The sequence below is a fragment of the Deinococcus seoulensis genome (assembly GCF_014648115.1).
Lineage (GTDB): Bacteria > Deinococcota > Deinococci > Deinococcales > Deinococcaceae > Deinococcus > Deinococcus seoulensis.
The window spans coordinates 48,199-72,063 of record NZ_BMQM01000009.1 but is presented as its reverse complement, the minus strand read 5'-3'; the positions used below and the strand labels follow the sequence as shown (position 1 = coordinate 72,063).

Below are 23,865 nucleotides of genomic sequence, written 5' to 3'. Positions count from 1 at the left end.
GAAACGACCAGCCAGTTGCACATGGCCCGGCCCGGAAGCGACCGGAAAAAGCCCCCTCCCACGCGGGAAGGGGGCCGGGACCGGCAGGGCAGGTCAGCCGCTTACTTGCAGCGCACGTCCTGTCCGAAGTACGACTTCGAGATCTTCGCGTACGTGCCGTTCGCCTGCACGGTCTTCAGGTTCTGGTTCACGGCGCTCAGCAGGGTGCTGTTGCCCTTGGCAACCGCCATGGCCAGTTTCTCCTGGAACATCATCTCGCCCTGCTGCAACTTCTTGCCGTTCAGTTTCAGGGCTTCCAGGCCGTAGAATTTCTCGTTCACCATGGCGTCCACGCGGCCGCTCATCAGGGCCTGCAGGGCGTTGGCGTTGTTGGGGTACACGCGCAGGTTCTTCTCGCCCGTGACCTTCTTGATCTGATCGACGTAGGTGGTGCCGACCTGCGTGGCGACCGTCTTGCCTTTCAGGTCCGCCGCCGTTTTCGGGCCGCCGGGACGGCTGACGATCAGGCCGCCGCTGCAGTAGTGCGGGAGGCTGAAATCCACGGCCTTGGCGCGCTCGGGCGTGATGCCGTGCGAGGAGATCACGAGATCGAAGCGGTTCTGGTTCAGGCCGATCAGCAGGCCGTCGAACGGCTGGTTGATCCACTCGGCCTTCACGCCCATCTGCTTGGCGATGGCGTTCCCGAGGTCGTACTCGAAGCCTTTCATGGTCTTGCCCTCGAAGTACGTGAACGGTTTGAATTCGGCGTTCGTGCCGATCTTGATGGTGCCGGACGCCTTGATTTCTTTCAGGGTGCGGGCCTGCGCGCCCGTGGACAGCAGAGCGGCGGAGAGAACGGCGGCGCCGGTCAGCAGGGGAAGAATTCGGGTCATGATGCCTCCAGAGGAGCAGAGTGTGAGGTGAACAGTGAGAGGTGCAGGACGTGCAGGGGCCGGTGCCCCGTGAACCCCGAGCGGGACCGGGGCGGGGCGGGCCGGAACCCGCAGGGGATCATAGCCGAGGTTTCTGTCACCAGTCTGATAGGAGGGTTCAGGCTGACCGGACGCGGCCAGCCTCTTCACCGCCCATCTATTCGCGGCTGGCCTGTTCGATGGCGCGCGCCAGCACCTCTGCGCCGCGCTGCACGTCCGGCAGGGTCAGGCCGCCGTACCCGAGCAGCAGCCCGTTGCGGTCCGGGGCGTTCAGGTAGTACGGGTCGAGGCTGGGAATCGTCACGCCCTGCGCGCGGGCCAGTGCGGTCACGCGGGCCGCGTTCAGGTGCGGCGCGAGTTCCAGGTGGGCGTGCAACCCGGCTTCCAGGCCCATCAGGCGGGCGTTCCCGCCTGATGGGTGCAGGGCGCCACTGAGGGCGGCGCGGCGCGCGGCGTACGTCTTGCGCATGCGGCGGATGTGGCGTTCCAGGTGCCCGTCCGTGACCATCAGCGCCAGGGCGCGCTGCACCGGCCAGGACGTGTGAAAGTCCGCCTTGCTCTTGATGCGCAGCAGCCGCTCGCGCAGCGGCCGGGGCGCCACGACGTACCCGACCCGCACGGACGGAGCCAGGACCTTCGAGAAGGTGCCCAGGTACACCACGTTCCCGCCAGTATCCAGGGACGCCAGTGACGGCAGCGGGCTGGCCCCGTAGCGGAATTCGCTGTCGTAGTCGTCTTCGAGGATCAGGGCGTCGTGCGTCTGCGCCCAGTCCAGCAGCGCCAGCCTCCGGGCCACGGACAGCCGCACGCCCAGCGGGAACTGGTGGCTGGGCGTGGTGTACAGCAGGATCGGGGCGTCTGCGGGCCGCGCAGTCAGCAGCGGCTCCAGGTTCAGGCCGTCATCGTCGACGGGCAGCGGCACGATCCGCGCGCCCGCCTCCTGAAAGATCTGCCGGGCCAGCCGGTACCCGGGTTCCTCGAACGCCACGCGGTCACCGGGTTGCAGGGTCGCCTGCGCGATCAGGTTCACGCCCTGTACCGCGCCGCCCGTGATGATCACGTCGTCCGCGCGGCACGCGAAACCACGCGCGCGTTTCAGGTACGCCGCGACCGCCTCCCTGAGCGCCGGGTCGCCCGCCGGGTCGCCGTAATCGCCGGGCAGGGCCGTCAGGGTCGCCCCGCGCCACACGCGCCGCCAGCCGCTGCCGTCCAGCGTGGCCGTGTCGGTCTGCCCCACCCGGAATTCCAGCGTTCCGGCCGGACTGGGCGCCTCGATCAGCGGTTCCGGCACGGGCCGCTGCAACCAGCGCGCCCCGGTCGCCGGAGCGGGCCGCGCCGCCTGGGCCGCCTGCGTGCCGTCCGGAAGGTCCGGCGCGACGAACGTGCCCGAACGGTCCCGGCCGCTCAGGTACCCCTCGGCCAGCAGGTGCTCGTACGCCTCGAACACCACGTTGCGGCCCACGCCCAGCGACGCGGCCAGCGCGCGGGTCGAGGGCAGACGCTGACCGGGTTCCAGCAGCCCGCCGCGCACCGCACCCCGCAACTGACCGGCCAGTTGCCGCGACAGGCTGCCGGGCCGGGCGCGGTCCAGCGTGAGGATCAGATCGGCCGGGAGGGCCGCCCGGCGCGCGGGCACGGGGTCCGGCATGAGCAGTGATACCACGCGGGTCCGCCGGGCACAGCCGAACGGCGCACCCCGAACCCCTGCGGTTCGTGAATCACCACCGGATGCAACTGAAAGAATTCTGATGCAGTTCACGGCCTACCATGTCCGCATGACACGGATTCCGTCTGTTTCGCTGATACCCCGGAACCCCACCGGGTTGTCAGCTCCACGCCCGGAACCCGCCCTGATCCCACTCGCATCCGTTCGGATTGAATGGGTTTTGCAGTCCATTCAATCGGAGTCCGTATGACACCCCCGACCGCCGCCGACCTCCCGGACCCGCGCGACGGGACCGGCAGCACACCGGACCTGTCACCGGAACAGCTGTACACCGCGCAACTGGAACGGTACGCCGCCGAGTTCGGCACGTTGTTCCTGCGCTACAAGACCCAGGCGGCAGAACTGGAAGCCGCCACGCGCGCCGTCGTGAACGCGTTCGTGATCGCACTCGGCGCGCACGACCCGTACACGCGCGAACACACGCAACGCGTGCAGAACGCGGCGCTGCGGACCGCCCGCACGCTCGGCTGGTCCCCGGAACAACTTGAGGACGTGCGGCTAGGCGCGGTCCTGCACGACATCGGCAAGACGTCCATCTCGGACACCATCCTGCGCAAACCGGGCCGACTGAGCGACGAGGAGTACGGGCAGGTGCGGCGCCACCCGGTCATCGGGTCGCACATGATCGCCGGGTTCCCCGCGCTGGCATCCGCGCGGGCCTTCGTGCTGCACCACCATGAACGCTGGGACGGACGCGGATACCCCGACCGGCTGGGCGGCCTGGACATCCCGGTACAGGGACGCCTGCTGGCCGTCTCGGACGCCGTGGACGCCATGCTGGCCGACCGGCCCTACCGCGCGGCCCTGAGCCTGAATCAGGTGCTGACCGAACTGAAGGCCGGAAGCGGCACGCAGTTCGACCCGGACATGGTCGAAGCGTACCTCGCGTCCGGCGCGCTGGACCTGTACCTGCTCCGCCCCGACGACACCACCCCGGACGAGCACCCCACCGGCACCTGATACGGACTCCCATTCAATCGGAGTCCGTATCAGCCCTGGTTGCCCCGGTACGCCCAGCCGGTCAGGCGCGACTCGATCAGCGCGAAGATGGCGTACAGCACGACGCCCATGGCGCTGACCAGCAGCACACCGCCGAACACCAGCGGCACCTGGAAGGAACTGGCCGCCTGGTTCATCATCACGCCGATGCCCTTGTTGCTGGCGGCCAGTTCGCTGATGATGCTGCCCACGAAGGCCAGCGTCACCGCGACTTTCAGGGACGCGAAGAAGTACGGCAGGGCGCGCGGCAGGCTGACCTTCGAGAAGACCTCCCAGGGCGAGGCGCCCAGCGCGCGCAGCAGCTCGCGCGGCTCGGGCTCCACGGTGGCGAGGCCGGTGGCGACGTTCACGACCACCGGGAAGAACGAGATCAGGAACGCGGTCAGCACCGCCGGGACGGGTCCCACGCCGAACCAGATGACCAGTACCGGCACCAGCGCCGCCTTCGGCACGGCGTTGAAGCCGATCAGCAGCGGGTACAGCGCCTGATACGCCGTGCGGTTCAGGCCCACCAGCGCGCCCAGCGCGACCCCCAGCACGACGCTCAGGGCAAAGCCGATCAGGGTGGTGGTCAGCGTCTGCGCGGCGTGCCCCGCCACGGCCGGCGCGAACTGGAAGACCGACGCGACCGACGCGCTGGGCGTGGGCAGAATGAACGGCGGGATGCTGAACAGTCGGCACGCCAGTTCCCACACGGCGAAGAACGCCAGGATCGCCAGGGTGGGCGGCACGAGCGGGCGCAGTCTGCTCAGGGCGGCGGGCGGCAGGGCGCGCGGCACCGGGGCCACGCCGGGCGTTCCGGTTTCCAGACTCACGGCAGTACCTTCACGAGACAGCCTCCATGAGTTCCTCGGCGCGGATGGGTGAGCGCAGGCCGCCCACGTGGGCGCGCAGGTCGTGGATCACGTCCGTGAATTCGGGCGTGAAGGTCAGGTCCAGCGTGCGGGGCCGCGCGAACGGCACCTCGTGTTGCGCGGTGAACGTGCCGGGCCGGGCGCTCATGACGTACACCGTGTCGGCCAGCAGCGCCGCCTCGCGCAGGTCGTGCGTGACCAGGATCACGGTGGGCCGCGCGCCCATCCACAGCGCCTGCAACGCCAGCCACAGTTCCTCGCGGGTGAAGGCGTCCAGCGCGCTGAACGGTTCGTCCAGCAGCAGGAACTCCGGCGCGTGGATCAGCGACCGCACGAGGTTCACCCGCTGCTGCATCCCGCCCGACAGCTCCCAGGGGTGTTTATCCACGAAGTCACCCAGGCCCACCGCCGACAGCAAGCGCCGCGCGCGGGCCACGTAGGGCGCGGGGTCGCGGCGGTACGCGGCCCTGTGTTTCGGTGAGACCTCCAGCGGCAGCAGCACGTTCTGCAACACCGTGCGCCACAGCAGCAGGCTGGGATTCTGGAACGCGATGCCGGTGTTGCCGGTCGCTTTCGGGGGGACGCCGCTGATCAGTGCCTTGCCCGCCGCCGGGGGCATCAGCCCGGCCACGAGGCGCAGCAGCGTGCTCTTGCCGCAGCCGGACGGGCCGACGATCGCGACGAACTCGCCTTTCTTCACGGTCAGGTTCACGTCCTGCGCGGCCAGTGTGCCGCCGGGGCCGCCGTAGCGCATGTGTACGCCGCGCAGGTCGATGGCCAGCGGCTCCGTGGTGGAGGCGGCCGTGGTGGGCGCGGCCGTGATGGGCGCGGCGCTCACTTCACCTTCCGGTCGGCGGCGGGCGGCAGGTACGACGTGTCGAACACGTTCGTGGGCGTCAGGCCCCTGGGCAGGTCGAAGGCGTTCTGCACGACCGTGATGCTGCTTTTCAGGCGGTCCGGGCGCACCAGCCCCAGCCCCAGCGCGCGGGTGTCCTTCGTCAGGACGCTGCCGCTCAGGGCCAGTTTCAGCCGCTCGGTTTCCAGCGCCGGGTTGATCAGCGCGTTCTTCTTCTGCAACGAGGCGATGGCAGCTGCCGGGTCCCTGATCGCGTCCTTGAGGCCCTGGTTGATGGCGACCAGCATCCCCTTGACGACCGCCGGGTTCTTCTTCGCCCAGTCGGCCCGCACGATGATCGCGTTGCCGTACAGGCCGCTGATGCTCTGCGCGTACGGGAAGACCGTGACCTCGTCGGCCTTCACGCCCAGTTGCCCCAGGCTCAGCAGGGACGTGAACGTGAAGCCCGCGATGCCGTCCGCCTGCTTGCGGGCCAGCATCGGCTCGCGCAGCCCGCCGTCCACGCTGACCCACTTCACCTTGCTGGCGTCGATCCCGTTGGCCTCGGCAAACGCCGGGAACAGGCGGCGCGAGGCGTCCCCGACCGGGGCGGCCAGCGTCCTGCCTTCCAGATCCTTGGGTGTCTTGATGCCGCTGCTCTTGAGGACCAGGATCGCGTGCGGGGGCGCGTTGTACACCATGTACACCGCCACCAGCCGCTGCGCCGGGTTGCGGGCGTTGAATTCCATCATGGCGTTGATGTCGCCGAAGCCCATGTCGTACGTGCCGCTCGCGATCTTGGTGACGGCGTCCCCGGAACCGAAGCCCCGGTCGATGGTCACGTTCAGGCCCTGCTTCGCGAAGTACCCCCGGTCGGCGGCCAGCAGGTACGGCGAGCCGGGCCCCTCGAAGGCCCAGTCGAGCGTGAAGCGCACGTTCGTGCCCTGCGCGGCGGCCAGCGAGGAGAGCGTCAGGGCCAGGGTGGCGGTCAGGATTCGGTGGGTCATGGATCTCCTTGAGAGGTGCATTCAGACGCCCAGGTAGCGCTGGACGGTGTGGGTGGGCGTGTCGGCGGTGTGGCCGGTCTCGACGACGCGCCCCTTCTGCATGACGTAGTAGCGGTCGGCGAAGGCCCACGCGAAGTCCAGGTACTGCTCGACGAGCAGCACGGCGACGCGCAGTTCGGTGCGGATGCGGGTCAGGGCCACCTCGATCTCCTGCACGACGCTGGGCTGGATGCCCTCGGTGGGTTCGTCCAGCAGCAGGTAGCGGGGTTGCGTGACGAGCGCCCGGCCGATGGCGACCTGCTGTTGCTGCCCGCCGGACAGGTTCCCGGCGCGGCGTCCGGCCATGTCGCGGCAGATGGGAAACAGGTCGTACACGAGGTCCGGAATCTCGCGTTTCGCGGCGGCGCGGCCTGACAGGGCCGGGAGGCCCATCAGCAGGTTCTCCTCGACGGTCAGGTGCCCGAACAGCCCGCGTCCCTGTGGCACGTACGCCAGCCCGCTGCGGGCGCGGGTGAAGGCGGGTTCCTGCTCGACCTGCGCGCCGTTCAGGCGCACGCCGCCGCCCGTGACCGGGTGCAGGCCCGTGATGGCGCGCAGCAGGGTGGTCTTGCCGACGCCGTTGCGGCCGATCAGCGTGACGGCCTCGGCGTCCGCGATTTCCAGGTCGATGCCGAACAGCACGGGGCTCTGCCCGTACGCGGCGGTGACGCCTTCCAGTTTCAGCATGGGGGCTCCTTTGAAGTGCCGGAGGCAGAAGGCGGATGGCTGAAGGCCGACAGGGGCGGGAGGAGCTTTCTGCGTTCAGCCATGCGCCATCAGCTCCCTGGGTCTGCCGAGGTAGATCTCCATGACGTCCGGATCGGCGCGCAGGGTCTCCAGGTCGCCCTCGCGGAACACCTGTCCCTGGTGCAGCACCGTGATGGGCGCGTTCAGGAGTTCCACGAAGTGCATGTCGTGGTCGATGACGAGCACGGTGTGCCGCCCGGCCAGGGTGTGGATGAGGTCGGCGGTCTGCGCGGTCTCCTGCGCGGTCATGCCGGCGGTCGGTTCGTCCAGCAGCAGCAGTTGCGGGTCGGCGGCGACGACCATGCCGATCTCCAGCCACTGCTTCTCTCCGTGCGCCAGGGAGGCGGCGGGCACGTCGGCCCGTGCGGTCAGGCCGGTCAGGTGCAGCAGTTCGTCGGCGCGGTCCTGTTCGGCGCGGGTGGGGGCCTTCAGGATGCCCAGCACGCCCTTGTCGCGGCGGGCGGTGAGCAGCAGGTTCTCGCGGACGCTCAGGCCTTCCAGCACGCCCGGAGCCTGGAATTTGCGGCAGATGCCCAGGCCCGCGATGCGGTGCTCGGGCAGCTTCGAGATGACCTGCCCGGCGAAGCGCACCTCGCCGGTGTCGGGGCGCACCTTGCCGATGATCGTGTCGAGCAGGGTGCTCTTGCCCGCGCCGTTCGGTCCGATCAGCACGCGCAGGCTGCCCTTCGGCACGGACAGGCTGAGGTTGGTGATGGCCTTGAAACCGTCGAAGGATACCGTGATGTCCCGCACGTCAAGGAGTGTTTGTGTGTCAGACGGCATCGCTCACCTCGCGGGTGACCGGGTTCTGCGTCACGGGATTCTGGGGCGCGGGGTTCTGGGGCGTGGGCGTGGGCGCAGGCGCGCGGCGGCGGCCTCCGATCAGCCCGGCCGCGCCCTGCGGCATGACCAGTACCACCAGCACGAACAGCGAGCCCATGACGTACAGCCACGCGTCCGGCGCGGCGCTGGAGATGCGGTCCTTGGCGAGTTGCCCGACGACCAGCCCGGCCGCCGCGCCGATCAGGCTGGCGCGGCCGCCGAGTGCCACCCACACGACCAGTTCGATGCTGAACGCCGTGCCGATCATGGCCGGAGAGATGGTGCCCAGGTGCAGCGTGTACAGCGCGCCGGACACACCGGCCAGCAGGCCGCCCAGCATGAACGCCGCGATCTTGAACGCCGCCGGGTTGAAGCCCAGGAAGCGGGTGCGGTTCTCGTTGTCGCGGATGGCGGTCAGGATCGCCCCGAACGGCGTGCGCAGCAGCAGGGCCGTGCCGCCCAGCGCGAGCGCCACGAACAGCAGCGTCACCCAGTACAGGCCGTGCGCCACACCGGCGCCGCGCAGGTTCACGCCCAGGAACGTCTGGAAGTCCGTGATGCCGTTCGTGCCGCTCGTCAGGCCCTGCGAGCCGTTCAGCCACGTCACGAACGCCAGCAGCAGCGCCTGCGTGATGATGCTCACGTACACGCCGGTGATCCGGCGGCGGAACATCAGCCACGCGACCAGTCCGGCCGCCGCCGCCGGGAGGATCAGCACCATCGCCAGCGCGAACGGCGCACTCGCGAACGGCGCCCAGAACCACGGCAACGCCTCCACGCCGTTGTACAGCATGAAGTCCGGCAGTTCGCCCTTCGGGGTCGCCACGAGTTTCAGGTGCATGGCCAGCGCGTACCCGCCCAGCCCGAAGAACAGCCCCTGGCCCAGGCTCAGGATGCCCGCGCGGCCCCACACGACCATGACGCCGACCGCCGCGATGGACAGCGCCAGCACCCGCCCCAGCAGCGTCAGCGGGTACGCGCCCAGGTACAGCGGCGCGAACGCCAGGGCGATCAGCACGGCGATCACGGCGACAGTGCTTGAGGACAGGCGCGTCACGCTTCCTCCAGTGCCCGCGACTTCGTGGGAATCAGGCCGCGCGGCTTCCACTGCAGGAACGCCACGACCAGGACCAGCAGGATCGCCTGCGCGAGGCTGACGCTCGTGAAGCCCTCGGCCAGCGCGGTCACGAAGCCGAGCAGCACGGCCGCGACCGCCCCGCCCAGCACGCTGCCCACACCGCCCACCACAACGACCAGGAACGCGTTCACGATGTACGCCGCCCCGACCGTGGGGTTCACCGGGGCGATCAGGGCGAGGCCCACGCCCGCCACACCCGCGATCCCCGCCCCGAGCGCGAAGACGAGCATGTCCAGCGAGCGGGTGTTCACGCCCAGCGCGGCGGCCATCTCGCGGTTCTGGTTCACGGCGCGGACGTGCATGCCGAAGCGTGAGCGGTTCAGCAGCCACCACATCCCCGCCAGCACCACGGCCGCCAGGACGATCACGAACAGCCGCACGAACGGCAGGGTCACGTCGCCCAGTTGCCACGCGCCGCCCAGCCACGCGGGCGCCGTGACGGGCACGCCGGTACTGCCGAACAACTGCCGCGCCGCCTGTTGCAGGATCAGGCTGATCCCGAACGTGGCGAGCAGCGTGTCCAGCGGGCGGCCGTACAGGCGGCGGATGACCGTGAACTCCATGACGGCGCCCAGCAGCGCGGCGCCCAGGAACGCCAGCGGGAACGCCGCCCACAGCCACGCGTCGCCCAGGGTCGGCCCGGCCCACTGCGCCGCGAGGTACGTGAGGTACCCGCCGACCATCAGGAACTCGCCGTGCGCCATGTTGATCACGCGCATCAGCCCGAAACTCAGCGCGAGGCCCAGCGCAGCCAGCAGCAGGATCGACGCGACCGACAGGCCCGTGAACAGCTGCCCGGAAATAAACGTGAAGTCCATCTTCCCTCCTCGAAAGGGTGAGCGGGACGCAGAAGTGGCTGTTCGCCGCTTCCCGCGTCCCACTCAGCCGGGGCGGCTTACGGGCAGGTCTTGCCGGGGAAGGCGAGCTTGTCGTACGGTTCGGGCTTCACGACGCCCTTGCTCTGCGCGACGACCCTGAACTGCCCGCCCGCACCGGAAATGCCGGTGTACACGGCCTGCGTGAGGCTGCCGTTGGGCGCGACGGTGATCTTGCCGAGCGGGCTGTCCATGCTGATGCCCACGATGGCCTTGCGGACCGCCATGGGGTCGAAGCTCTTGGCCTTCTCGACGGCGGCCTTCCAGAGGTACACGTCCATGTACGCGTGCGCCATGGGGTCGGTGATGGCGGCATCCTTGCCGTACTTCTTCTGGTACGCGGCGACGAACTTCCTGTTCGCGGGGTTGGGGAGGCTCTGGAAGTAGTTCCAGGTGGCGTACTGGCCGTTCAGGAGCCCCGTGCCGATGGCCTGCGCTTCCTGCTCGGCGATGGAGAAGGAGATCACGGGCAGGGTGCTGGCCTTGTACCCGGCGGCCTGGTACTGCTTGAAGAACGACACGTTGGAGTCGCCGTTCAGGGTGTTGATGATCACGTCGGGTTTGGCGGCCTTGATCTTGTTGATGACGGAGCTGAACTCGGTGCCGCCCAGCGCGACGTACTCCTCGCCGGACAGCGTGGCTTTCTTCGCGGCGATGTGCTTTTTCAGGATGAGGTTGGCGGTGCGGGGGTACACGTAGTCGCTGCCGAGCAGGAAGATCTTCTTGTAGCCCTTGCCCAGCGCCCATTCCAGGGCGGGCAGGGCCTGCTGGTTGGGTTGCGCGCCGGTGTAGATGATGTTCGGGCTGCATTCGTTGCCCTCGAACTGCACGGGGTAGAACAGCAGCCCGCCGTTCTTCTCGAACACCGGGAGCATGGATTTACGGCTGGCGCTGGTCCACCCGCCGAACACCGTGGCGACCTTGTCCTGGGTCAGGAGTTTCTCGGCCTTGGTGGCGAAGGTGGGCCAGTCGCTGGCGCCGTCCTCCTTGACGACCACGATCTTCCTGCCCATCACGCCGCCCGCCGCGTTGATCTCGTCGATGGCGAGTTGCGCGGCGTTCGCGACCGTGATCTCGCTGATGGCCATGGTGCCGGTCAGGGAGTGCAGGACGCCGACCTTGACGGTGCCCTGCGCGCTGGCGGTGCTGGCGGCGGCGAGGACGAGGCTGAGGGTGGTGGTGCAGACGGAACGGAGCTTGCTCATGAGGGTCTCCTTTTGGGTGCGCGTTGCACGCACCGGCGCTGCCTTGCGGTGAATCGTAGTCTTTTTCTGCGTTTTGTTCAAGATTTTCTTAACAGATTGCGCAGATGGGCGAACTATAGGAGCGCCCCCGCCCCCCGGCATGCAAGTTGTTTAGAAAAACGAGCGTTCCTTGACCCTTAGGCAGGTACGCTGCACCCTGACAAGCCGTCACAACCGCCCACACCCACCCAGGAGGCCACCCAGCGATGCAACTCACGGAACGCGAACGCGACAAACTCCTGATCCACGCGGCCGCCCAGGTCGCCCGTGACCGCCGCGCCCGCGGCCTGAAACTCAACCACCCCGAAGCCGTCGCCCTGATCACCGCCGCCGTCCTGGAAGGCATCCGCGACGGACGGCGCGTCGAGGACCTCATGAGCTGGGGCGCGACCATCCTGACGCCGGACGACGTGATGGACGGCATCCCCGAACTCATCCACGACATCCAGGTCGAGGGCACCTTCCCCGACGGGACCAAACTCGTGACCATCCACGACCCCATCCGCGGCGGCCACAGCGCCGTCATTCCCGGCGAGTACCTGCTCGAAGACGGCCACATCGAACTGAACGCCGGACGACCCGTCACGCCCCTCACCGTCGCCAACCGCGCCGACCGCCCCATCCAGATCGGCAGTCACTTCCACTTCTTCGAGGTGAACGCCGGACTGCACTTCGACCGAGACAGCGCCTACGGCCAGCGCCTCAACATCCCCGCCGGCACCGCCGTGCGCTTCGAACCCGGCGAGGAAAGAGACATCGAACTCGTGCCCCTCGGCGGCACCCGCGAAGTCCACGGCATGAACGCCCTCGTCAGCGGCGAACTGGACGGGAACGGCATGAAGGACGCCGCGCTCGGCCGCGCCCGCGAGCAGGGATTTGGAGGGGCGGAATGAGGGCAGCGTCGCGTGTTAACCCCTCAGTCCGCTTCGCGGCCAGCTCCCCTCTCCTGCGGAGCTTTGCAAGTCAAGGGGAGGCAGAGAGCACTTGCCTCCCCTTGAGGGGAGGTGCCCCGAAGGGGCGGAGGGGTTCACCTTCGACCCGACCGGAGGTTTCCCCATGCGTGTAACCCGGAAGCAGTACGCCGACCTGTACGGCCCGACGGTGGGGGACCGGGTGCGCCTGGGTGATACGGGTCTGCTGATCGAGGTGGAGCGGGATTTCACCACGTACGGCGAGGAGGTGAAGTTCGGGGGTGGGAAGGTCATCCGCGACGGCCTGGGTCAGAGCAGCACCGCCACCCGCGAGGATGCGAACGTGCCGGATCTGGTGATCACGAACGCGTTGATTCTGGATCACTGGGGCGTGGTGAAGGCGGACGTGGGCGTGAAGAACGGGCGCATCACGGCCATCGGGAAGGCGGGGAATCCCGGCACGCAGGACGGCGTGACGCCGGGCCTGACGATCGGGGCGAGTACCGAGATCGTGGCGGGCGAGGGGCACATCCTGACGGCGGGCGGGGTGGACACGCACATTCACTTCATCGCGCCGCAGCAGTGCTGGACGGCGCTGGAGTCAGGCGTGACGACCATGATCGGTGGCGGCACCGGCCCCACGGCGGGCACGTCCGCGACGACCTGCACGCCGGGCGAGTGGCACATCCACCGCATGCTGGAGAGTCTGGCGGGCCTGCCGCTGAACTTCGGTCTGCTCGGCAAGGGGAACGCCAGTACGCAGCCGCCGCTGGCGGAGCAGATCCGCGCCGGGGCGCTGGGACTCAAGCTGCACGAGGACTGGGGCACCACGCCCGCCGCCATCCACGCCGCCCTGAGTGTCGCCGAGGACTTCGACATTCAGGTCGCGATCCACACCGACACGCTGAACGAGTCGGGGTTCGTCGAGGACTCCATCCGGGCGTTCGCGGGGCGCACCATCCACACCTTCCACACCGAGGGTGCCGGGGGCGGGCACGCGCCGGACATCATCAAGGTGGCGGGCCTGCCGAACGTGCTGCCGAGCAGCACCAACCCGACCATGCCGTTCACGGTGAACACCATCCACGAGCACCTCGACATGCTGATGGTCTGCCATCACCTGTCGCCCCGCATTCCCGAGGACGTGAGTTTCGCCGAGAGCCGCATCCGCCCCGAGACGATCGCCGCCGAGGACGTCCTGCACGACCTGGGCGTATTCAGCATGATGAGCAGCGACAGTCAGGCGATGGGCCGCGTGGGCGAGGTCATCACCCGCACGTGGCAGACCGCGCACAAGATGAAACTCCAGCGCGGCCCGCTGGGCATCCCCGGCCTGGGCACGGACACCCGCGCCGACAACCTGCGCGCCCGGCGGTACGTCGCGAAGTACACCATCAACCCTGCCGTCGCCCACGGCATCGCGCACGAGGTCGGCAGCGTCGAGGTCGGCAAACTCGCCGATCTGGTGCTGTGGAAACCGGCGTTCTTCGGTGCGAAGACCGCGCTGGTGATCAAGGGTGGTCTGGTCGTCGCCGCGCAGATGGGCGACGCGAACGCTTCAATTCCCACGCCGCAGCCCGTGTACCCGCGCCCCATGTTCGCCGCGCACGGCGGCGGGCCGGACGCCACCTGCCTGCACTTCGTGTCGCAGGTCAGCTTGGAAGAAGGCAACCTGCCGGACCTGGGCCGCCGCTACAGCGCCGTGCAGCACACCCGCGACATCGGCAAGCGGGACATGATCCTGAACGCCGAGACACCCGACATTCACGTCAACCCCGAAACCTACGAGGTCCGCGTGAACGGCGAGGTCGTCACCTGCGAGCCCCTCGACGAGTTGCCGCTCGCGCAGCGGTACTTCCTGTTCTGATGCGGTCATTCCCCTCACAGCCCAGAGCTCAGAGCTCGGAGCCTGCTTCCCGTGCATGAGGCGTCCATTGCCCTGTCGCTGATCGACGTGGCCTCCGAAGTGTTGCGTGAGAACGGCGCGGCGCGGGCGTCCGCACTGACGGTGCGGGTGGGTCAGTGGTCGAGTGTGGTGCCGGAGGCGCTGACGGCGGCGTTTCCGACCTGCGCGCAGGGCACGCCGCTGGAGGGCGCGCGGCTGAGCGTGGTGACCGTGCCGGGTGTGGGTGAGTGCCCGGTGCATGGGCGGGTGACGCTGGACGTGACGCGGGGGCTGCGCTGCCCTGAGTGCGGCGCGCCGACGCCGACGCTGCTGGCGGGCGATGAACTGGAGCTGGACGAGATCGAACTGGCTGAACCTGATCTGGAGGACGTATGACGGTAGCGAATCCGCGCATCGTGACGGTGCGGCAGAACATCCTGAAGGCGAATGATCACACGGCGGCCGAAAACCGCGCTGCCTTCGCGGCGGCGGGCGTGCGGACGATCAATCTGGCGAGCAGTCCCGGTGCGGGCAAGACGGCGCTGCTGGAACGCACGCTGCGGGATCTGGCGGGGCAGGTGAGCATGGCGGTCGCGGTGGGGGACCTGGCGACCGAGAACGACGCGGCGCGGCTGCGGCAGCACGGCGCGCAGGCCGAGCAGATCGTGACGGGCACCATCTGCCACCTGGACGCGGCGATGGTGCAGGCGGTGCTGCCGCGCTTCGATCTGGCGGGGCTGGAGGTGCTGTTCCTGGAGAACGTGGGGAACCTGGTGTGCCCCAGTTCGTACGATCTGGGCGAGGCGGCCCGCGCGGTGCTGATCAGCACCACGGAGGGTGAGGACAAGCCGCTGAAGTACCCGACGATGTTCAACACGGCGGACGTGGTGGTGATCACGAAGATGGACCTCGCGGACGCGGTGGGCTTCGACCGGGACCTGTGCCGGGAGAACATCGACCGGGCGCGGCCCGGCGTGCCGGTCATCGAGCTGAGCAGTCGCAGCGGCGCGGGCCTGGACGCGTGGTTCGCGTTCGTGCGGGGCGAGCGGGCGTGACCCGTCTGTCCGGGCTGCGCCGCCCGGTGCTGGGCACGGTGACGACCGCCGGGGCGGTGGCGGGCGAGGTGGTGCGCGTGCCCATGACGGCCGCCGACCGCCGCCGGGTGCGCCGCCGCCTGCGCGCCCCGGACGGCGCGGAACTGCTGCTGGCCCTGCCGACCGGGACGGTGCTGTCGCCCGGCACCCTGCTGGAGGTGAGGGGCGGCGTGAGTTACGTCGTGGCCGCCGCCCCGGAGGACGTGGCGGTCGTCACGCCACGCACGCTGGCCGAGGCGGCGGCGCTGGGGCACGCGGTGGGGAACCTGCACCGTGACCTCGTGCCGGACGGGGCGACGTTCCTGGCGTTGTGGGACGCGCCGCTGGAGCTGCTGCTGACGCGGCTGGGCGTGCCTTTCACGCGCGAGGAACGCCCGTTTCATGGCCGCCCGTCCTGGGAGCACGAAGGATGATACGGATTCCGTTTGTTTCGCCGACAATCCGGAAGTTCACCGGATTGCCAGCTCCACGTCCGGAACCCGTTTCTCTCCTGCTCGCATCCGCTCGAATTGAACGGGCTTTGCAGCCCATTCAATCGGAGTCCGTATGAGCCTCCTGCGCCTCCTGCAACTGGCGGACTCGGCGTTTCCCACCGGGGCGTACGCGTTCAGCGACGGGCTGGAGACCCTCACGACGCGCGGCGAGGTCCGCACGCCCGGCGACCTGACGGCGTTCCTGGCGGGGCAGCTGACACACGGGTGGGGGGCGCAGGACGCGCCCGCCTGCGCGCTGGCGTGGGGCGCCGCCCCCGCCACGCTGGCGGACCTCGACGACCTGCTGGACGACCTGAAGCTCGTGCCGGGGCCACGCGCGGCGAGCACGCGGGTCGGGGCGAACCTGCGCCGCGCCGCCACGCACCTCTGGCCGGACATCGTGGCGGACCTGCCCGCCACCCGGCACCACGCGACCACCTTCGCGCTGCTGGGGCACGCGCTCGGCACGCCACGCGCGGACACCGTCACGGGGTTCGTGAGCGGCTGGCTGCTGGGCCGCGCCACCAGCGCCACGCGCCTGATGAAACTCGGCGGACTGGACGCCCAGCGCTGCGCCGCCCACTGCGAGGGGGCCGCGCAGGCCTGCATCCACGCGGCCCTGCACGCCACGCCGGACGACCTCTTTACCTTCACCCCGCACCTGGACGTCGCCGCGAGCGAACAACCCCGGCTGGACGCGCGACTGTTCCAGACGTGACCCAAGGAGTTCCAATGAGCAATCCCAATCCTTCCTCTCCCCTGCGGATCGGCGTGGGCGGCCCGGTCGGCAGTGGCAAGACGGCGCTGCTGGAGGCGCTGTGCCGCGCGCTGCGCGACCGTTTCGAGCTGGCCGTCATCACGAACGACATCTACACCTTCGAGGACCAGCGGATCCTGACGGCCGCCGCCGCGTTGCCCGCCGACCGCATCCGGGGCGTGCAGACGGGCGGCTGCCCGCACACCGCGATCCGCGAGGACGCCTCACTGAATCAGGAGGCCGCGGAGGCCCTGACGCGCGAGTATCCAGGGCTGGAACTGCTGTTCATCGAGTCGGGCGGCGACAACCTGGCCTCCAGTTTCTCGCCGGAGCTGGTGGACGCGTGGATGTTCGTGCTGGACGTGTCCGGCGGCGAGAAGGTGCCGCGCAAGGGGGGTCCCGGCGTGCGCGGCAGCGACCTGCTGGTGATCAACAAGACGGACCTCGCGCCGCACGTGGGCGCGGACCTGCGCGTGATGGACGCCGACGCGCGGGCCGGGCGCACCGTGGGCGGCGAGGTGCGGCCCTTCGTGTTCACGAACCTCAAGAGTGGCGACGGCCTGGCGGACGTGATCGCGTGGATCGAGCACGACCTGCTGTTCCGGAACGTGCCGCCGCCCCGCGTGGGGTTGCAGGACACGGGCCAGCGGGGAGCGCCGGTCTGACCCTGCCCCGCCCCCTGTCTTCCGGCACGCTGCTGGCCCGCACGCGCACGGGCGTGCTGCACCTGCACTTCGGCGTGCGGGGCGGGCGCACCGCGCTGCTGCGGGACACGCAGAAGGCGCCGCTGATGGTCATCCGGCCCTTCGAACTGCCGTGCGGGACGCTGATGGTCTTCATCGTGAATCCGACCGGCGGCGTGCTGGGCGGCGATCACGCCGAGATCCGCGTGACGGTGGAGGCGGGCGCGCGGGTGCTGATCCTCACGCAGTCCGCCACACGGGTGCAGCCGTCGCCGGATGGTCGCCCCGCCACGCAGGACGTTCACTTCACGGTGGCGGCGGGCGCGCGGCTGGAATTCCACCCGGAACGCACCATTCCCTTCGCCGGGAGTGCGTTCGCGCAGACCCTGACCGCCGAGCTGGAGGTCGGCGCGCAGTTCGCCCTGACCGAGACGCTCGCGTCGGGCCGGGTGCAGACCGGCGAGCGGCTGGCCTTCCTGTCCTACGAGAGTCGCGTGCAGGTGAGTGTCGCGGGGCGGCGGGTGTACCTGGACCGGCAGCGGCTCGTGCCGGGCGAATTCACCCGCGCGCCGGGCGTGTGGAGCGGGCAGGACTATCAGGCGTCCGGGGTGTTCGTCGGCGGCCCGGTCCCGGCGGACCTGCCGGACGTGCCGGGCGTGCTGGCGTCCGGGGTGTCGGCGGGCGGCGCGGTGTGGCTGCGCGGCGTGGCCGCCAGGGGACCGGACCTGGACAGGACGCTGCTGGGCGCGCGCGAGTCCCTGCGCGGGCAGCTGTGGAACGCGCCGCCCGTGCAGGTGCGGCGCTGAGCAGTCCACGCTGACCCGGTCAGGGCCGCTGGTCCAGCAGTGTCAGGAACGCGCGGGCCGCGCGGGACTGCCCGTCCGGGTGCGGGGTCACGCGGGTCAGGGGGCGGCGCAGGCCGGGCAGGGTCAGCGGCAGGCGCACCAGCAGTCCGGCGCGCAGTTCTCGCCGCACGCGCAGTTCCGGCAGGAACGCCGCGCCCAGGCCCTGAATCACGGCCTCCTTGACGGCCTCGGTGCCCGGCAGTTCCAGCAGGGTGGGGGGCGTCAGGCCCGCGCGGGCCAGGGCGGCCTCGGCCACCTCGCGCGTGCCGGAACCGCGTTCCCGCCAGATCAGCGGCAGGTGATTGAGGTCCGGGGGGGGCGCGGCGGGCGTGCCGGGCGGCGCGACCAGGATCAGTTCGTCCTGCCCGAACGGCGCGGCCACCCAGTCGGGGCCGGGCGTGCCGGGCGGTCCCTCGATCAGGGCGACCTCGGCCTGCGCGGCCTGAAGGGCGGCCAGGACCTCGCGGGTGTTGCCCTGACGGACCTGGATGGTCACGCGCGGGTGCGCGGCGTGAAAGGCGGCCAGCACGCCGGGCAGGATCGCGGCGGCGACGGTGCTGCTCGCGGCGACGTTCAGGGTGCCGCTGTCCAGGCCGCGCAGTTCGTTCAGGTAGTCCTGCGCGGCGCGCAGTGAGCGGGTCAGGGTGCGGGCGTGCGGCAGCAGGCCCTCCCCGGCGGGCGTGAGGGTCACGCCGTGGCGGTGGCGGGTCAGGAGCGGTTCCCCGACCGCCTGGGTCAGCAGTTTCATCTGGGCGGACACGGCGGGCTGCGTGAGGTTCAGTTCGGTCGCGGCGGCGCTGAGGCTGCCGCGCGCCGCCACGCGGGCGAAGGTCAGCAGGTGGTGCGGGTCGAGGCTCACGCGCCGCAGCATACCCGCCAGGGGAGTGGTATCAGTATTTTTTTGGGGAATCCAATGAACTCTCATTTGAGTTGAGGTCAGCGGGCGCCTACGCTCGGGGCATGGTTCCCGCTCGCCTCCCTGCCCGCCCGGCCCTGCACGCGGACGTGATCCGCGGTTTCACGCCGAACTGGTTCACGGCCGTCATGGGCACCGGCATCGTGTCCCTGACGCTGCCGCACCTGCCCGTGGCGGGCGCAGCGGCGGCGGGCGAGGCGCTGTGGTGGCTGAACATGACGCTGCTGCTGCTGTTCACGGTCCTGTCCGCCGCGCGGCTGATCCTGTACCCGGCCGAGAGCCGCGCCACGCTGCACCACCCGGCGCAGAGCATGTTCCTGGGCGCCGTTCCCATGGGGCTGGCCACCGTCATCAACGGCCTGATCGTGTTCGGCGTGCCCCACTGGGGCGACGGGGCCGCGCAGGTCGCCCGCTCCCTGTGGACCCTGGACGCCCTGCTGGCCGCCGCGACCGGCCTGCTCGTCCCGTACCTGATGTTCACCCGGCAGGACCACGCGCTGGAACGCATGACCGCGCTGTGGCTGCTGCCCGTCGTGGCGTCCGAGGTGGCCGCCGCCAGCGCCGGACTGATCGCCCCGCACCTCGGCGCCGCGCAGGCCGCCCCGCTGCTGGTGGGCGGGTACGTGCTGTTCGCGCTGTCCGTGCCGATCGCGCTGATGCTGATCACCATCCTGCTGCTGAGGCTCGCGCAGCACAAACTGCCCGGCGCGGAGGTCGGCGTCAGCATGTTCCTGCCGCTGGGACCGCTCGCCACAGGCGCGCTGGCCCTGCTGCAACTCGGGCACGCCGCGCCGCCCGTGCTGGGCACGCTGGGCCTCGCGGACCTCGCCCCGGTGTTCAGCGGGTTCGGGCTGCTGGGCGGGCTGATCCTGTGGGGGTTCGGCGGGTGGTGGCTGGCCCTCGCCGCGCTCACGACCCGCCGTTACGTGCGGGGCGGCCTGCCGTTCAACCTGGGCTGGTGGGGCCTGACCTTCCCGCTGGGCGTGTTCACGGCCGCCACCTTCGCGCTCGGTGAGCAGAGTCACCTGAGCGGATTCACGCACCTCGGCTGGGCGCTGACCGGCGTCCTGGCGGGCCTGTGGATCATGGTCGCGGCCCGCACGCTGCGCGGCGCGTGGAACGGCAGCCTGTTCGCAGCGGGAGCCGCGCCGCGCCTGCCCTGAACCGGGAGCCTGATACGGATTCCGTTTGTTTCGTTGACAGATCGGAACACCACCGATCTGCCCACTCCACGTCCGGAACCCGTTTTGCTCCTCCTCGCTCTTCTGCGAAGCTCTGCGAGTCCGCTCGGATTGAACGGCTTTATGAGCCATTCAATCGGAGTCCGTATCACAGCACCAGTCGGCCCAGCTTGCGGTACTCCAGGTGCAGCGCCTCCTCGACCAGCGCCTGACTGACGGGCACGCCGCGCGCCACGGACATGAACACGGCGTTCATGACCACGCTGCGGATGTTGCCGCCCGACACGTCCGCCTGCGCCAGCCGCGCGAAATCCACCTCGGTGGTGTCCAGCGTACGGGGGAACGCGCCGCGCCACAGCCGCTCGCGTTCCGGGGCCTGCGGCGCGCGGAAGTTGATCACGAACTGAAGGCGGCGCATGAACGCCACGTCCATGCTGCTCTCCAGGTTGGTGGTCAGCAGGGCCAGTCCGTTGAAGCTCTCCAGGCGTTGCAGCAGGTAGTTCACCTGCGTGTTCGCGTAGCGGTCGTTGCTGTCGCGGACCTCGCCGCGCTTCCCGAACACGCTGTCGGCCTCGTCGAACAGCAGCACGCAGCCGCCCTGATCCGCCGCGTCGAAGATCCGCTTCAGGTTCTTCTCGGTCTCGCCGATGTACTTGCTGACGGTGCTGCTCAGGTCCACGCGGTACAGGTCGAGGTTCAGGTCGCGGGCCAGGACCTCGGCGCTCAGGGTCTTGCCGGTGCCGCTGGGGCCGCTGAACAGCGCCGTGATCGAGCGGCCCCGTCCGGGGCGGGCCATGCCGAGGTCCTCGTACACCACCGAGCGGTGCCGGACGTGCGCGGCGATCTGCTCCAGGGCCAGCCGCTCGGTGTCCGGGAGGATCAGGTCCGCCCAGGTCGCGCGGGTGTCGATGCGCTGCGCGAGGCTGCCCATCAGGCGGCGGTTCGCGCCGCGCGCGGCGTCCCAGGCGCGTTCCAGGCGGGCGGCGTGGCTGGCGTTGCCGCTCAGGCCCGCGCGGGCGTCGCGGGCCAGCGCGTCGATGCGGTCGAGGTTCAGGTGAAACTGGTCGCCCAGTTGCCGCAGCAGCGCCTGATCCTCACTGACGCCCAGCGCGTGCGCCCAGCGTTCGCGCTGCTCGGCGGGCGTGGGCGCCCCAACCTCGGCGCTCAGGACCGCGCGCGGCGAGTCCAGCGGCAGCGGGTCAGCGGCCAGGACCACCACCGGGCCAGCGGCGACGTCCAGCACGCGGTCCACCAGTCCCTCGGGCGGCTGCGCGTCGGGCAGGGGCGTGGCGGCGTCCACGGTCAGGCGGGTGCCGCGCAGGCGGGTGTCGCGTCTCAATGCGCGCAGCACGCCCTCCTGCTCCTCGGGCGGGCGGGACGCCAGGACGGGCAGGTCCAGCAGATGCGCGCCGTTCCCCAGCAGGTGCCCGGCAACCGCCTGCATCCCGGCCACGTTCGCGCCGAACAGCAGCGCCGCCCGGTCCTCCTTCTTCAGGTGCCGGGCCAGCGTCTCACGCTGCGCCTCCTGCGAGTCGCTCAGCAGACCGCCGGGCGGCAGGGCGCGCAGCACGCCGCGCAGGTCCGGCGGGACGTCCGGCGCGCCCCGCAGGTCGGCCAGCAGACCCGCACTGAGCCGCAGGGGCGTCAGGGCTTCGAGCACGCTGGCATTCACGCTCGCGCCGAACTCGATCAGGCCGCAGTCCAGCAGGGGCCGCCCGGCGCTGAACGCCGCGCCCTGCGCCCAGTCGTCCCCCAGCAGCCAGCGGCGCGTCAGGGACGGCGTCAGGAACGCCGCGTACAGGCTGTCCATCTGTAGCGCCGCCGCGCACGCCGCCAGCATCCGCTCGGGGAACAGCTCGGTCGAGAGGGCCAGCGCCAGCACCCCAACCTCGAATTCCGTCAGCTCCAGCCGCGCCTGCACGTCCTCCAGGCGTGTTCCGCTCAGGTCCGGCAGGACCACCACGTACCGCACGTCCGGCTCGGCCTGCTCGTTCAGCGCGACGTCCAGCACCTGCGCGCTCAGGGCGTCGCACAGGGCGTGCAGGGCCTGCACCCGTGTCCCGTCCATCAGTTGAGGTTGATCATGACGCCCTTGACGTCCACGTTCCCGCCGCCCGCGTCGATCTTGATGCCGCTGCGGGCCTTGAGTTCAAGGCGGCCGGTGCTGGTGATGGTCAGGGTGTTGGTCTTGGTGTCGAGTTTCAGCTGGTTGCCGTTCCTGTCTTCCAGGGTCACGTGGGGGGCTCTGGGGTCGTCCATCAGGGTCAGGCGGTGGCCGGAGGTGGTGCGCAGTTGCAGGAAGGGTTTTTTCTTGTCGTCGTTGAGTTCCAGGGCGTGGTTCTTGCTGCTCTGGAGGGTGATGCGGGGCGGGTCGGGGTCGGGCGGGTCGTCGTACACGAGTTCGTGGCCCAGGCGGGTGCGGTAGACGCGCTGGATGACGCTGCCGTTCTTGATGGTCTTGCCGGTGGGGCGTGGGGGGGCGTCGCTGCCGTTCCAGAGGCCGCCGATCACGTACGGGTGGTGGATGTCGCCGTGTTCGAAGCCGATCAGGACCTCGTCGTTGACTTCCGGCGTGAACTGCGAGCCGCGGTTCGGGCCGCCGCCCAGGTTCACGACCCTGGCCCAGTCGCTCTCGTCATCCTCGGTCAGGGCGGGGAATTTGACTTTCACGCGGCCCAGGTTGTCCGGGTCGTCGTTGTTGGTGACGACGCCGATCATCAGGCCCGGTGCGGGCGTGACGGGCGCGGCGCCGGGTCCGGCGGTACTCTCGCGGATCAGGGCGGCCAGCGAATCCGGGCGGCTGCCCGTGACGCTGAATTCGGTGCTGTAGCCCTCGCCGTTGCGGTACAGGTGCCGGACGTTACTGGCGACGTACGCGCCACTGAAACGCTTGCCGACGTTGCGGACGTTCAGGGTGGTCCCGGCGGTCAGGCGCGGGTACCCGGCGGCGGTGCCGCGCGCCTCGATCAGGTGTTCGCTCACGCGGTTACGTTGCGCCTGCGCGATGGCGGTGGCGTACGCCTGCTCGCGGACGATCAGGGTGCTGCTCGTGGCGGGCGTGTCCATCCCGAACGCCTGCTGCGAGACGCCCTCGCTGCGGCTGCCCTCGGGCACCTCGGCGCGCCCCTGGCCGCTGCCGCCCTGGCCGACCACGCTGCGTTTCTGCCTGGGGTCCCAGGAACGCACGGTGCTCTGACTGGTCTGCCCGAGGCTGGTCAGGCGGGGCGTGAATTCGGTGAGGGTGTCGCCCCACGTGAGGTCGATGGGGTCCTGGCCGCGCACGGCCTCGCAGTGCAGGGTGGTGCCGTCGGCGTACAGGATCAGGCCCAGGCGGGAGGCGCGTTCCCGCAGGAATTCCAGGTTGGTCTGGTTGTGTTGCAGCACGTACGGGTGCACGACGCTGCTGTCGGCCGTCTGGGCGGTCATGCCGGCCTCGGCGGCGAGTTTCTTGACGAGGTCCATGTCGCTGACGTTCAGGAACGAGCGGGTGTGCGTGCCGCGCGCCAGGCGGTGCAGGCGGTCGAAGGCCCGCAGGCGCAGGTGCTGCGTGCCGCGCGAGAAGCGGGGTTCGATCTCGACGAGTTCACCGTCGAACACGGTTTCCTGGTTGCTTTTCACCTGCGCGATCACGCGGATGCGGGCGCCCAGGCGGTACTTCTCGTCGTCGATCAGCAGGCCCTGCGGGTCGCGCAGCGTGACGGTCGCCACGTCCGGCAGTTGCAGGCTGCTGTCCACGGTGATCTCGTCGATCATGCGTACGGCGTCGGCGGTCATGTCCTGCCCGTCGATGTTCAGGTACAGGGTGCTGACCGCGCCTTCCATCGGGTGGCGGGTCGCGTTGCGGGTCATACGGACTCCGATTGAATGGGCTGCAAAGCCCGTTCAATCCGAGCGGACGCGAGTGGGAGCCGGGCGGATTCCGG

General features: G+C 70.0%; 23 protein-coding genes. 10 read left to right on the top strand and 13 right to left on the bottom strand.

All coding sequences use genetic code 11. The features are described from left to right. Positions 1–101: 101 nt before the first annotated feature. Positions 102–872, bottom strand: coding sequence for an ABC transporter substrate-binding protein (locus tag IEY70_RS08635; RefSeq protein WP_189064597.1), 771 nt, complete (start codon positions 870–872; stop codon positions 102–104). 196 nt (positions 873–1,068) lie between these two features. Continuing rightward, positions 1,069–2,574, bottom strand: a complete 1,506-nt coding sequence (gene pdxR / locus IEY70_RS08630) for a MocR-like pyridoxine biosynthesis transcription factor PdxR (RefSeq protein ID WP_229777783.1) — start codon at positions 2,572–2,574, stop codon at positions 1,069–1,071. Between the two features lie 249 nt (positions 2,575–2,823). On the opposite strand from pdxR, the gene IEY70_RS08625 reads away from it, so the two are divergent. After that, a complete protein-coding gene (locus IEY70_RS08625; protein ID WP_189064596.1) occupies positions 2,824–3,597 on the top strand; it encodes an HD-GYP domain-containing protein in 774 nt (257 codons plus the stop codon). A gap of 29 nt (positions 3,598–3,626) precedes the next feature. Here IEY70_RS08625 and IEY70_RS08620 read toward each other — a convergent pair whose 3' ends face one another. The 8 genes from IEY70_RS08620 to urtA all read right to left on the bottom strand — a co-directional run bounded on the left by IEY70_RS08620 (position 3,627) and on the right by urtA (position 11,158). Next, entirely contained in the window at positions 3,627–4,451 is an 825-nt protein-coding gene (locus IEY70_RS08620) for an ABC transporter permease (RefSeq protein ID WP_229777782.1), read from the bottom strand. A 10-nt stretch (positions 4,452–4,461) separates the two neighbouring features. Further along, entirely contained in the window at positions 4,462–5,328 is an 867-nt protein-coding gene (locus tag IEY70_RS08615) for an ABC transporter ATP-binding protein (protein WP_229777781.1), read from the bottom strand. Beyond that, a complete protein-coding gene (locus IEY70_RS08610; RefSeq protein WP_229777779.1) occupies positions 5,325–6,332 on the bottom strand; it encodes an ABC transporter substrate-binding protein in 1,008 nt (335 codons plus the stop codon). The genes IEY70_RS08615 and IEY70_RS08610 overlap by 4 nt, the downstream gene beginning before the upstream one ends. A gap of 21 nt (positions 6,333–6,353) precedes the next feature. Continuing rightward, positions 6,354–7,058 carry an urea ABC transporter ATP-binding subunit UrtE gene (gene urtE, locus IEY70_RS08605; RefSeq protein ID WP_189064594.1) on the bottom strand — a complete coding sequence of 235 codons (705 nt, stop codon included), beginning with the start codon at positions 7,056–7,058 and terminating at the stop codon, positions 6,354–6,356. Between the two features lie 75 nt (positions 7,059–7,133). Beyond that, positions 7,134–7,871, bottom strand: a complete 738-nt coding sequence (urtD, locus tag IEY70_RS08600) for an urea ABC transporter ATP-binding protein UrtD (RefSeq protein WP_229777777.1) — start codon at positions 7,869–7,871, stop codon at positions 7,134–7,136. Positions 7,872–7,890: 19 nt separating this feature from the next. After that, entirely contained in the window at positions 7,891–8,997 is a 1,107-nt protein-coding gene (gene urtC / locus IEY70_RS08595; RefSeq protein WP_229777775.1) for an urea ABC transporter permease subunit UrtC, read from the bottom strand. Then, positions 8,994–9,896, bottom strand: coding sequence for an urea ABC transporter permease subunit UrtB (gene urtB, locus IEY70_RS08590; RefSeq protein WP_189064592.1), 903 nt, complete (start codon positions 9,894–9,896; stop codon positions 8,994–8,996). The genes urtC and urtB overlap by 4 nt, the downstream gene beginning before the upstream one ends. A gap of 77 nt (positions 9,897–9,973) precedes the next feature. Beyond that, the gene (gene urtA / locus IEY70_RS08585; RefSeq protein WP_189064591.1) at positions 9,974–11,158 is read right to left on the bottom strand and encodes an urea ABC transporter substrate-binding protein; all 1,185 of its coding nucleotides are present in this window, start codon (positions 11,156–11,158) and stop codon (positions 9,974–9,976) included. Positions 11,159–11,403: 245 nt separating this feature from the next. Between urtA and IEY70_RS08580 the strand changes: the two genes are divergently transcribed. From IEY70_RS08580 to IEY70_RS08545, 8 genes are all read left to right on the top strand, one after another. Further along, on the top strand, positions 11,404–12,090 hold the full coding sequence (locus IEY70_RS08580; protein ID WP_189064590.1) for an urease subunit beta: 687 nt from the start codon (positions 11,404–11,406) through the stop codon (positions 12,088–12,090). A 163-nt stretch (positions 12,091–12,253) separates the two neighbouring features. Then, positions 12,254–13,975, top strand: coding sequence for an urease subunit alpha (ureC, locus tag IEY70_RS08575; RefSeq protein WP_189064589.1), 1,722 nt, complete (start codon positions 12,254–12,256; stop codon positions 13,973–13,975). 51 nt (positions 13,976–14,026) lie between these two features. Then, positions 14,027–14,389: a hydrogenase maturation nickel metallochaperone HypA/HybF gene (locus IEY70_RS08570; protein WP_189064588.1), complete on the top strand. Its 363-nt coding sequence runs from the start codon at positions 14,027–14,029 to the stop codon at positions 14,387–14,389. Beyond that, positions 14,386–15,048 (top strand): hydrogenase nickel incorporation protein HypB, encoded by a 663-nt coding sequence (hypB, locus tag IEY70_RS08565; RefSeq protein WP_189064587.1) that lies wholly within the window; start codon positions 14,386–14,388, stop codon positions 15,046–15,048. The genes IEY70_RS08570 and hypB overlap by 4 nt, the downstream gene beginning before the upstream one ends. Next, the gene (gene ureE, locus IEY70_RS08560; protein ID WP_189064586.1) at positions 15,045–15,500 is read left to right on the top strand and encodes an urease accessory protein UreE; all 456 of its coding nucleotides are present in this window, start codon (positions 15,045–15,047) and stop codon (positions 15,498–15,500) included. Before hypB ends, ureE begins: the two co-directional genes overlap by 4 nt. 133 nt (positions 15,501–15,633) lie before the next feature. Beyond that, positions 15,634–16,278 (top strand): urease accessory protein UreF, encoded by a 645-nt coding sequence (locus IEY70_RS08555; RefSeq protein WP_189064585.1) that lies wholly within the window; start codon positions 15,634–15,636, stop codon positions 16,276–16,278. Positions 16,279–16,292: 14 nt separating this feature from the next. Then, positions 16,293–16,982 carry an urease accessory protein UreG gene (ureG, locus tag IEY70_RS08550; RefSeq protein ID WP_189064584.1) on the top strand — a complete coding sequence of 230 codons (690 nt, stop codon included), beginning with the start codon at positions 16,293–16,295 and terminating at the stop codon, positions 16,980–16,982. A 53-nt stretch (positions 16,983–17,035) separates the two neighbouring features. After that, complete coding sequence (locus tag IEY70_RS08545; protein ID WP_229777773.1) at positions 17,036–17,806, top strand: urease accessory protein UreD; 771 nt, start codon at positions 17,036–17,038, stop codon at positions 17,804–17,806. A 19-nt stretch (positions 17,807–17,825) separates the two neighbouring features. On the opposite strand, the gene IEY70_RS08540 is transcribed toward IEY70_RS08545, so the two are convergent. Further along, a complete protein-coding gene (locus IEY70_RS08540) occupies positions 17,826–18,704 on the bottom strand; it encodes a LysR substrate-binding domain-containing protein (RefSeq protein WP_189064583.1) in 879 nt (292 codons plus the stop codon). A gap of 101 nt (positions 18,705–18,805) precedes the next feature. Between IEY70_RS08540 and IEY70_RS08535 the strand changes: the two genes are divergently transcribed. After that, positions 18,806–19,924 (top strand): TDT family transporter, encoded by a 1,119-nt coding sequence (locus IEY70_RS08535; protein ID WP_189064582.1) that lies wholly within the window; start codon positions 18,806–18,808, stop codon positions 19,922–19,924. Between the two features lie 166 nt (positions 19,925–20,090). Here IEY70_RS08535 and IEY70_RS08530 read toward each other — a convergent pair whose 3' ends face one another. Then, positions 20,091–22,010 (bottom strand): ATP-binding protein, encoded by a 1,920-nt coding sequence (locus tag IEY70_RS08530; RefSeq protein WP_189064581.1) that lies wholly within the window; start codon positions 22,008–22,010, stop codon positions 20,091–20,093. Continuing rightward, positions 22,010–23,791 (bottom strand): VgrG-related protein, encoded by a 1,782-nt coding sequence (locus IEY70_RS08525; RefSeq protein ID WP_189064580.1) that lies wholly within the window; start codon positions 23,789–23,791, stop codon positions 22,010–22,012. Before IEY70_RS08525 ends, IEY70_RS08530 begins: the two co-directional genes overlap by 1 nt. Positions 23,792–23,865 lie beyond the last annotated feature (74 nt).